Here is an 11,277-nt window from a genome sequence, read left to right as displayed (position 1 = left end):
TAAGGATGTCAGATTCCGCTTGACTCAAGTTGAGCCGATTAGTTTGATTCAACAGCATAAATTTGCCGCTAGATAACAACCATTATAGCGGCAAACTGGTTAAAACCGCTCGTTCGTTTTTCCGCTCCGCTCTAAAGAGACGGAGTTCCCAAACGTATCAGGTATTTCTTATGGCATTATCTCATGAATCGTTACTCGTTAGCAAAACGATGTTTGGCGGAAGCTCTAGGTACAGCTTGGTTGGTTCTGATGGGCGTGGGTACTGCGGTTATTTCTGGTACAGTACCTTGGGTTGGAGTTAGTGGGGTGGCGATCGCTTTTGGCTTAAGTTTGTTGACTGCTGCCTATACTTTTGGTTCTATTAGCGGATGTCATATCAACCCCGCAGTCACAATTGGTTTTTGGGTAGCCAAGCAGTTTTCTTTGCGAGACGTTTTGCCATATATAGGAAGTCAGGTTCTCGGCGGAATTTGGGGAAGTACTATCCTATTTTTGATTTGCATGGGCAAGCCTGGGTTTACAACAGCCGACTTTGGTTCTAATGGGGTGGGAATTCACTCCCCTGGTAACTATAGCTGGTGGGCTTGTGCATTAGCCGAATTGATTGTTACCTGTGGCTTTGTGCTGCTGATATTGAGCGTAACATCAACTCCTACTTTTAAGCAGTCTGCACCCATCCCCATAGGTTTAGGGCTTACTTTGGCGCATCTTATCCTGATTCCGGTGACAAATGCCAGCGTAAATCCGGTGCGATCGCTAGCCACAGCTATCTTTACTCAAGATTGGGCATTGGCTGACCTTTGGATTTTTATTGTGTTTCCAATTTTAGGTGGAGTTTTGGCGGGTATGGTTGCCCGATGGCTGCAAGAACCAGACATTTAATCGCGTTGCAGAACAGTGGGATGAATTGGGGGAAAGAGGGTTTTCCGATTTTTGCATAGATGTGGTACATGTCATGTATCGCCAGACTGAGATATTTTCAGGTGGCTTTCAAGGGATAATCTTCTTATACAGCAGCCTACACGGAGAAATTAATATGACATCTCCAGAAACGATTACATGGCTAAAAGAACGGACGAGTTTAGGAATTCTCTCGCCATTGGTGTTAAATGCGATCGCTCAAGTAATTGAAGAACAAGTAGTAAGTGCCGAAACTGACTTAGTTAGCGAAGGCACTCCTCCAGAAGCCCTTTATATTCTTGTAGAAGGTCAACTCGAAAGCAATAGCACCAATGAAACCAACCCAGCCTTAGCTTGTGGATTCCTCCCCGGTGCAGTGATTGAACTCAAAGAATTACTGTTGGATGAATTAACTCCATTCACAATTACTACGGTAACTGAATGTCACTTCTGGGTTGTACCTGGTGCTAAATTTCGTGAATTAGCCACCCAATACCCGGAAATTGCTCAGGCTTTTTCGCGTCAATTGGCTCAAGAATTAGCTCAGGTAACATCTGCGCTTGGCTATGAACAAGAACGTTCTGTAGCTTTGCGACCATATTTAGTTACCAAAGCGCAACGCGGAATTGTCGGTACAAGTCGTTATGCTGTAAGACTGCGCGAACAAATTCGTTTATCGGCGGCTGACCGTAAATCTGTTGATATTTTTGGAGAACCAGGGTTAGAAAAAGACAATATAGCAGCCCTGCTCCACTTTGGTTCTCCAAAACGGCGAGAACCCATTATTAAAGTAAATTGTGGTATTCTGCAAACTAGCGGTGCAGATTTATTCGGTCGCGCTGGCGGTAAACCAGGATTGTTGGAATGGTTGGGAGAAGGTACTTTAGTTCTCAACAACATCCAAGAATTACCTGAAGAATTGTTACCTTCGGTGACGCAGTTGCTCAAAACTGGCACATATACCCCCGTCAGTCGTTCGGGAGAAGCAGCACCTGAATCTCGCCCCAGTAAAGCCAGAATTTTGATTGTTTCCGAAAAAACTCAGCCGACAATTGAACGCTGTATCGGTCACATTATTAAAGTACCACCGCTACGGGTGCGGAAAGCTGATGTTCAGGCACAGGTTGAATATTATACTAGTCTCTATATTCGAGCTAGAGGCGTTCCGAAACCGCATATTACCCCAGAAGCTTTGCGTCGCCTCCAATCTTATGATTTTCCTGGTAACCTCAAGGAATTGAAAAATCTGGTAGAAAGAGCGATCGTGCAAGCAGAGGGTGCTAATGAATTAACAGAAGAAATTTTCTGGCCAGCCGAAACGAAGAAAAAACGATTTCGGGTGAATCTGTTAAATGCTTATCCTCGTTTGCGGCAGTTTTTACGGAGTCCGTGGTGGCCCGATCGCATTAACTATGGTTTTACTGCAACGGCTTTTGCAATTATAGTTGCAGTATTATTTATTGGGCCACAAACCCGCGATCGCAATTTCGTATTAAATCTATTTTGGGCTTGGTGGTGGCCTTTCTTCCTCTTTCTCTTTCCCTTTTTAGGCCGTGTGTGGTGTTCTGTTTGTCCCTTCATGATTTACGGGGAAATTACCCAAAAGTTATCCCTCTGGCTGTGGCCTCGAAAACTCAAACGCTGGCCCAGAGAGGAAGCTGAAAAATGGGGCGGATGGTTCATGTTTGGTTTGTTCACCCTAATTTTTTTATGGGAAGAACTCTGGCATTTAGAAAATACCGCCTATCTCAGCGCTTGTTTGCTACTGTTAATTACGGCTGGGGCGATGATTTTCTCTGCTCTTTTTGAGCGGCGATTTTGGTGTCGTTATCTTTGTCCCATCGGCGGGATGAATGGTTTATTTGCCAAACTCTCAATGACGGAACTTCGCGCACAGCAAGGTATTTGTTCTGCCAGTTGCACCACATATCAGTGCTATAAAGGTGGGCCGCAAAAGGGCGAAGGCATGGAAACTAATGGATGTCCTTTATATTCCCACCCAGCGCAGTTAGAAGATAACAGAGATTGCGTACTGTGCATGACTTGCCTAAAAGCCTGTCCCCATCGTTCCGTTGAGTTCAACTTGCGTCCCCCTGGAATTGAACTGTGGACAACTCATGTACCCCGCACCTATGAAGTAGCATTATTATTTTTGCTATTGGGTGGAATATATCTGCATCGCTTGCCAGAATTGCAATCTTGGTTGGGGTTACAACTGAATTTAAATCAGTTTTGGCAGCACTTAGGATTATCGCTGCTAGTGTTAATTATCCCACTGATTTTTACCTTTGGGGCTTATGGCTTGCTGCAACTGTTCAACTTTAACCGTAAGTCTCGATCGTTTGTAGAACTTGCTTATGGCTACCTACCATTAGTGTTAGGGGGAAACTTGGCTCATTATCTGCGTTTAGGCTTAGGCGAAGGCGGGCGGATTTTACCCGTGACCTTTGCTACCCTTGGTTTTAGTGGTGAACAATTGCCAATATTGGTTGCTCACCCCGCCGTGATTGCCTTTTTGCAAGGTGCAACGATAATTTTCTCAGTGTTAATGACTATGTTGTTAACGCAAAAGATAGCCAAACAACCAGTGCGATCGCTCATACCGCAACACCTAGCAGCGATCGCGTTAGCAGTTAGTATGTGGGCGATTATCGTGTTTTGAGCTTGTGGTTTAGCATAACTATTTATGCGGACATGATATTACGCATCAAGTACGAAATGTAGAGGCAATTCATGAATTGCCCCTACGATAAATCAAGGCTTTCTTTAACCACCGTCAAGATTTTTTCTAGGCATCTTACGCCAAGCATGGTAGTATAAGGTAGGAGGTATAACTAATGCTTGTTTTTGAGTTCAAAGCTTATGGGAAGTCAGCCCAGTTTGCAGCAGTAGACGACGCAATTCGTACTGGCAAGTTTATCCGCAATAGTTGCATTAGGCTATGGATGGACGTTAAAGGCACGGGTAAAAACGATTTGCAGAAATACTGTGCTGTACTTGCGGCTAATTTTCCTTTTGCTAATGAACTCAATTCTATGGCTCGTCAAGCTTCTGCTGAACGAGCGTGGTCTTCTATCTCTCGGTTTTATGACAACTGCAAGAAAGGTATTTCAGGTTTAAAGGGATATCCCCCATTCCAAAAAGACTGTCGTTCTGTTGAGTACAAAACATCAGGATGGAAGCTTGCAGATAACCGTAAATCCATAACCTTTAGTGATAAAAAAGGTATTGGAAGGCTAAAGCTTAAAGGCACTCGTGACTTGCATTTCTACCAAATCAACCAAATTAAACGGGTAAGGTTGGTAAAACGTGCGGATGGTGTGTATGTGCAATTTTGTATTGACGTAGATCGTTCTCAAGACATAGAACCTACTGGTAATACCGTTGGGTTAGATGTGGGATTGAAAGAATATTATACCGACTCTAACGGGATAATGATTGAGAATCCTAAGTTTCTTCGTATTGGGGAGAAGGTTCTTAAACGTTCCGGGCGTCGTGTTTCCAGAAGGGTAAAAGGTTCAAAGAATAGGGGCAAAGCTAAGACTTTTTTAGGGAAACGCCACCTCAAAATAAGTAGGCAACGTAAAGACCATGCTGTGAAATTAGCACGGTGCGTAATTCAGTCTAACGACCTGGTAGCTTATGAAGATTTGAGGATTAAAAATATGGCGAAAAATCATTGTTTAGCTAAGTCTATTAATGACGCATCTTGGTATCAGTTGCGTGTCTGGATTGAGTACTTTGCAAAAGTATTTAAACGTGTCACGGTTGCGGTTAACCCGCAATACACGAGTCAAGAATGCTCTAGCTGCGGTGAAATTGTGAAAAAAACTCTATCTACTAGAACCCACGTTTGTAAATGTGGATGTGTCATGGATAGAGACGAAAACGCAGCGAGAAATATCCTTAGTCGGGGATTGGGTACGGTAGGGCATACCGGAACCTTTGCGCTAGACGCAAGCAACGCTTTAGGAGATGAGTCCTCTACTCAATCTGGCGTAAGCCTGATTGAGCAAGTCATGTCTTAGATTCAAGAATCCCCGTTCCCTTTAGGGCGGGGAGTGTCAATTAGTTATTTCTATCTTCTTGTAATAGCCATATAAATATATTTTTAACTACAATATTAACTTCTTCTGTAATTTGATTTTTCTACTGTGTAATTACACGTAGAATACATCAAGTCTAAAACTCCTAATAAAAAATTACAGACAACAAACTAATGACACAGCCTAGCTCCCACGATAAAAATAGCTTTCTTTATCCTCGTAGCAGATATTATGGTAAATTCCAGCCAGAAACCTTAGCGTTTAATGCCAACCTCCAAGAATTTGCCCAAAAAATTAGTTACATTACTTGCCTAGAAACTGCTGGAAAGCTGTCTCCAGAAGAAGCTTACGAGCAAGTTAGGGCGCTTTGGAAAAAATTGAAACATAGCAAAAAGGAACTGGCTATTGGCGTAAATAAAGAAATTTAATTTAATAAGTAAGTGGGTCAAATTAGATATAAAACCTCACCCTGCCTCCGGCTAAAACCTCACCCTGCCTCCGGCTTCCCTCTCCTTACTAAGGAGAGGGATTGAGGGTGAGGTTTTTTCTTATGTTTAATTACGTCTATCTACTTAGAACCGAATGCAATACTGCTTGGTTAAGACCCAAAGCCTTGTGTAGAGACGCGAAATTTAGCATCTCTACATTCTTTTTCGGAGATTTCTAGGATTTGAAGAGTTAATTTAACTTGAATTTCGGGAATTATTATACTAACCACCAAAATCTATTATAAAACAACATTTGGCCAAGTAATAATGCTTAAATTAATTGCTCGTATCCCGGATTATACTATTACAAGTTTAATTTATGAAGCTACTGCCACAGTAATTTATCGAGCATACTCCAAGGCAAACGGGCATTCAGTTGTCATCAAACTGCTCAAAGCAGAGTATCCGACTGTCAAAGAAATTGCTCAGATTAAGCACGAATACGAAATTATCCAAAAGTTGAACATTGCAGGTGTCATCAGAGCTTATGAATTAATCAGTTACGATAACGGCTACAGTAATGGTCTAGCACTGGTTTTAGAAGACTTTGGTGGAGAATCTTTAAAAGCTCAGATATCTAATACAGGCTTTGAACTTACGAAATTTCTCAACATCGCCGGTCAAATTACTGAAACTTTAGGAGAGTTACATAATCATCAGATTATTCATAAAGATGTTCAGCCGGAAAACATTCTTTATAACCCCAATACCGAAAAAATAAAATTGATTGACTTCAGCATCGCTTCGCTGCTGTCAAAAGAAAGCCCAGAAATCAGTAGCCTCAACCTCCTAGAAGGAACGCTGGCTTATATGTCGCCAGAGCAAATCGGACGCATCAACCGAACTTTAGATTATCGTACAGATTTTTACTCATTAGGTGTCATTTTCTACGAAATGCTCACGGGTCGGCTCCCCTTCCAAAATGCTCAAGACCCAATGGAATTGGTGCATTGTCACATTGCGAAAATTCCAGTAGCTCCGCACGAGATTAATCCTAATGTACCATCGGCAATCTCTGCGATCGCTATGAAACTTCTGAGTAAAACTGCTGAAGACCGCTATCAGAGTGCTTACGGGTTAAAGGCTGACCTAGAGCAAGCAGCGATACAACTGCAAACAAAAGGCAGCATTGACCTTTTTAACTTAGGCCAGCAAGATTTTTCGCATCAATTCCAAATAGCTCAAAAACTTTACGGTCGAGAAGTAGAAGTGGCAGCTTTAATGGCTGCCTTTGAAAAAGTTAGCCTTGGTTCGAGCGAAGTTGTGTTGGTAGGAGGATATTCTGGTATCGGCAAATCCTCACTAGTTAACGAAGTTCACAAACCGATTGTCCGGCAACGAGGTTACTTTATCGGTGGCAAATTTGACCAACTTAAGCGAGATATTCCTTATGCTTCTTTGATTCAAGCATTTCGAGAATTGATGCGACAACTGTTAACTGAAAGCCAAGCCAGAGTTGAGGTTTGGAAAAATAAATTACTACAAGCATTGGGAGCTAATGGTCAAGTTATTATTGATGTCATCCCGGAAGTAGAACTGATTATTGGGCAGCAAGCGCCTGTACCGCAGTTGGGCGTTGCTGAGTCTCAAAACCGTTTTAATCGAGTGTTTAAGAAATTTATCCATGCCTTTACTGCTGCGGAACATCCCTTAGTACTATTTTTAGATGACCTGCAATGGGCAGATGCTGCCTCTGTGAAGTTGGTCGAAAATTTGATGACTGACCCAGAAAGCCGGTATCTATTAATGATTGGGGCTTACCGAGATAACGAAGTTAGTCCCACTCATCCACTGATATTAATGTTAGAGGCAATTCGAGCATCTGGGGCTATTGTTGAAGAGTTGTTTTTGAAGCCATTAGCAACACCTCATATTAATCAACTAGTTACTGATACCTTCAATTGCGAATCATCTCAAGCAGAACCTTTAGCCGATTTGCTGTTTCAAAAAACCCAAGGTAATCCCTTTTTCTTGACTCAGTTACTAAAAGTACTACATCAAGATAATCTTTTGACATTTGATTATCGTTCGGGTTTATGGGAGTGGGATCTTAACAAAATACAGGAACAAGCCATTACCGATAATGTAGTCGATTTAATGGTGAATAAAATTCAAAGACTCTCAGAACCAACGCAGCAAGTTTTACAATTAGCTGCTTGTGTTGGGAACCGTTTTAATTTAGAAATTCTAGCTGTAGTAAACGAAAAATCTGCATCGGCAACAGCAGTTGATTTATGGCCAGCTTTGCACGCAGGATTAATTCTTCCTTTGAGCGATACTTACAAAATTCCTCAGTTGTTGAATCAGTCAGAATTGGCAATATACTGCAATACTGCGGTACAAGTTGACTATAAGTTTTTGCACGATCGCGTTCAGCAAGCTGCCTATTCTTTAATTCCAACCGACCAGCAACAACAAGTACACCTGAAGGTTGGAAAATTACTATTACATAATACTGAAAAAGCCCAGTTAGAAGAACATCTTTTTGATATTGTCAATCATCTCAATGCTGGCGGCTCATTGATTGTGGAACCAGCAGAAAGATATGAATTGGCAGAATTAAATCTGAAAGCAGGTCAGAGGGCAAAATCATCTTCGGCGTTTGTCACTGCACTCAAGTTGCTAGAAACAGGGATGAGTTATCTACCGGAAAATAGCTGGCAAGATAATTATTTACTTACCTTAAATTTATATTTACAAGTTGGAGAAGCAGAATTTTTAAATGGAAAATATGAGGAAGCTTTGCTGATTTTTGAGCAGACTTTCAGCCAGGTTAAAACTACTCTTGATATGTGTCGGGTGAATGAATATCGAATTATGTGTTATCGGATGGAGAATGATTTAAACTCTGCATATAAAATTGGGTTAAACACCTTGGAACTTTTAGGCTTAGAGTTTACAGCTTATCCCGATGATGCCTATCTGTTGGAAAAACTTAATCAAACCAAAAAAGTGATTGGCGATCGCTCAACTTTTAGTCTTGCAGAATTACCGCCAATGCAAGACGAAGAGAAGTTAATGGCTCAACGCATTTTAAAAGAAGTTTGGCCTATTGCCTACTTTTTAGGATCTAAAGCGTTGCATATCACATCGATGAATATAACTCAACTTTCAGTTCAGTATGGCAACTCACCAATTTCGGTATTTGGCTATATGCTTTATGCTTTTAATTTGGTGTTTCAATATGGTGAGGTAGATTCGGGTTATGAGTTTGGTGAGCTATCTTTGCATTTGCACGAAGTTTTAAGAACGAAGGAATTAGAAGCAAATATTTTGAATATGTGGGGCGGTTTAGTTTGTCACTACAAAGACCATATTAGCCAGAGTAAACCTTATTTATTGAAGGGATTTAATAGTGGTTTAGAAACAGGTTCTTATCAATGGTCTGGTTATTGTTCAGTTAATTTTTTATGGCAATGTTTATTTGGAAATGAATCTTTAGAAAAAACCGCAGAAATAGCCGAAGATTTTATTCCTAGCCTCCGCAAGATTGACAAAAATATGTTGAACTACCATCTGCTGGCTATGGAAGCGATCGCTAATCTGACTAAGCCAGCAAAAAAGATTGACGAACTTGTGGGAATTTGGGCAGATGAACGGCAAGTATTAGAGTTTGCACTGGCATCTTCGGATATGTTGAGTGCATTTGTAGTTTACATCTATAAACTTGCGCTCTGTAACTGGTATGGAGAATATACCAAAGCTGTTGAATATGGAGAGAATGCCGAAAAATTTGTTGGGGGAGCGCGAGGGATTTTTATTAATCCTGTTTTCTATTTTCACCAAAGTATTGCCTTAGCAGGGGCTTATGCGGAGGTAGATATCGCAACTCAAGTTATTTATTTGCATAAACTAAATGCCAACTTAGAAAAATTCCAGCAATGGGCAATGCACTGCCCAAGCAATTATCAACACAAGTTCCTGCTGATTCAAGGTGAAATTGCTCGAATTGGTAAACAAGATTATCAGGCAATGGAACTGTATGACAAAGCGATCGCTTCTGCTGCTGAAAACGGTTATTTACAAAATGAAGCCTTGGCAAACGAACTCGCATTTCGATTTTACTTAGCCAAGGATAGGAAAAACTTTGCCAAAATTTATTTAAAAGAAGCCCGCTATTGCTATTTAAAGTGGGAAGCTACGGGTAAAGTTCGACAACTAGACGAACAATATTCCCAAATTTTTAGAGATACAGTCGAGCGGCGTATAGCTACAAAGCAGATTCAGGATATTTCTGAAGTTAAAACCCAAACTCTAGATATCAGCACAGCCATTAAAGCATCCCAAGCACTCTCAAGCGAGATGGAGTTAAATCCTCTGCTGGAGAAGATGATGACGATTGCGATCGAGAATGCTGGGGCCCAAATGGGTTATTTACTTGTAAAACGCGAGAACCAGTGGGTGATTGAAGCCGAAGGAAGCATTGATCGAGATGAAGTGACAGTGCGATCGTCGAGTCTGTTTCAAGTAAAGCATAAACTACCAGTTTTGCTAATTAACTATGTTGAAAGAACAAAAGAAAATTTGGTTTTAGACGATGCTAGCCACACAGAGCGTTTTGTGAGTGACAAATATATTATTGCCAATCAACCCAAATCAATTTTGTGTTTGCCTTTCGCTCATCAGGGTAAGCTAACTGGAGTTCTTTACCTGGAAAATAACCTCACCACCGGAGTCTTTACCGCAGAGCGATTAGAGGTACTAAACTTATTAACTTCGCAAGTTTCCATATCTATAGAAAATGCTCGGCTCTACACAAATTTGCACATCTACTCCCAGGAGTTAGAGATTTCAGAAACACAAGCGCGTGAAAAAGCAAAAGAGTTAGAACACACACTTGATGAATTGAAGCTCACCCAGTCTAAGATGGTGCAAAGCGAAAAAATGTCTAGCTTGGGGCAGTTGGTGGCAGGCGTTGCTCACGAAATCAATAACCCAGTCAGCTTTATCTACGGTAACCTTACTTACGTTAATAATTATGTCAAAGACTTGATGAGCGTAGTACAACTTTATCAGCAGCAAAACCAGAATTTATCGCCTAAAGTTCAGGATGAAATAGATGCGGTTGACTTAGATTTTTTGATGGAAGACTTACCTAAGCTATTGGCTTCAATGAAAGTCGGAACCGATCGCATTCGCCAGATTGTATTATCTTTACGAAACTTTTCCCGCCTAGACGAAGCTGAAGTCAAAGCCGTTGATATCCATGAGGGCATTGATAGTACCCTGATGATTTTGCAAAATCGGCTCAAACCCCAACCAGATCATCCGGGAATTCAGGTAATACAGGAGTACGGCAACCTGCCACCCGTAGAATGTTATCCTGGCCAACTGAATCAGGTATTTATGAACCTGATCGCAAATGCGATCGACTCTTTAGAAGAATTTAACAAACATCGAACTTATGCCGATATCGCACGTCAGCCAAGTATAATTACAATTCGTACTACTGTTGAAGGCGATTTTGCCGTCATCCGCATTGCTGACAACGGCTCTGGTATCAGCGAAAATGTGCGGCGGCAACTCTTCACACCCTTTTTTACTACCAAACCTGTTGGTAAAGGCACTGGTTTAGGGCTATCTATTAGTTACCAGATTGTGACTAATAAGCATCGAGGGCAGTTGGAGTGTGTATCGGTTTTAGGACAAGGGGCTGAATTTATTGTCTCTATCCCCCTTCAGGCAAGGTAGGGGAGCATTCTGACTTTTCACGGTATCTGGAAAACCTCTCTCTAAATCTCTCTCCAAAAGGAGAGAGACTTTGAATTTTCCCCCTTTTCGTGTCGGGAAGGGGGTTAGGTTTTCGTGGACTTTTCCACATAACCTGAATTGTCAGGTGTAGG

At 41.4% G+C, this 11,277-nt stretch carries 5 protein-coding genes; all 5 read left to right on the top strand.

Annotated elements, in window-relative coordinates; translation table 11 throughout:
• The first annotated feature begins 183 nt into the window (after positions 1–183).
• Entirely contained in the window at positions 184–882 is a 699-nt protein-coding gene (aqpZ, locus tag V7K73_RS28295) for an aquaporin Z (RefSeq protein WP_334885187.1), read from the top strand.
• 154 nt (positions 883–1,036) lie between these two features.
• Positions 1,037–3,562: a sigma 54-interacting transcriptional regulator gene (locus tag V7K73_RS28290; protein ID WP_334885191.1), complete on the top strand. Its 2,526-nt coding sequence runs from the start codon at positions 1,037–1,039 to the stop codon at positions 3,560–3,562.
• A gap of 175 nt (positions 3,563–3,737) precedes the next feature.
• A complete protein-coding gene (locus V7K73_RS28285; protein WP_334885185.1) occupies positions 3,738–4,928 on the top strand; it encodes an RNA-guided endonuclease InsQ/TnpB family protein in 1,191 nt (396 codons plus the stop codon).
• Positions 4,929–5,119: 191 nt separating this feature from the next.
• Positions 5,120–5,374, top strand: coding sequence for a DUF7219 family protein (locus tag V7K73_RS28280; RefSeq protein WP_334885183.1), 255 nt, complete (start codon positions 5,120–5,122; stop codon positions 5,372–5,374).
• A 327-nt stretch (positions 5,375–5,701) separates the two neighbouring features.
• On the top strand, positions 5,702–11,125 hold the full coding sequence (locus V7K73_RS28275; RefSeq protein ID WP_334885181.1) for a trifunctional serine/threonine-protein kinase/ATP-binding protein/sensor histidine kinase: 5,424 nt from the start codon (positions 5,702–5,704) through the stop codon (positions 11,123–11,125).
• Positions 11,126–11,277 lie beyond the last annotated feature (152 nt).

Origin of the sequence: Nostoc sp. (genome assembly GCF_036916975.1) — a bacterium.
Lineage (GTDB): Bacteria > Cyanobacteriota > Cyanobacteriia > Cyanobacteriales > Nostocaceae > Nostoc.
This window is presented reverse-complemented; position numbering and strand designations above follow the sequence as displayed.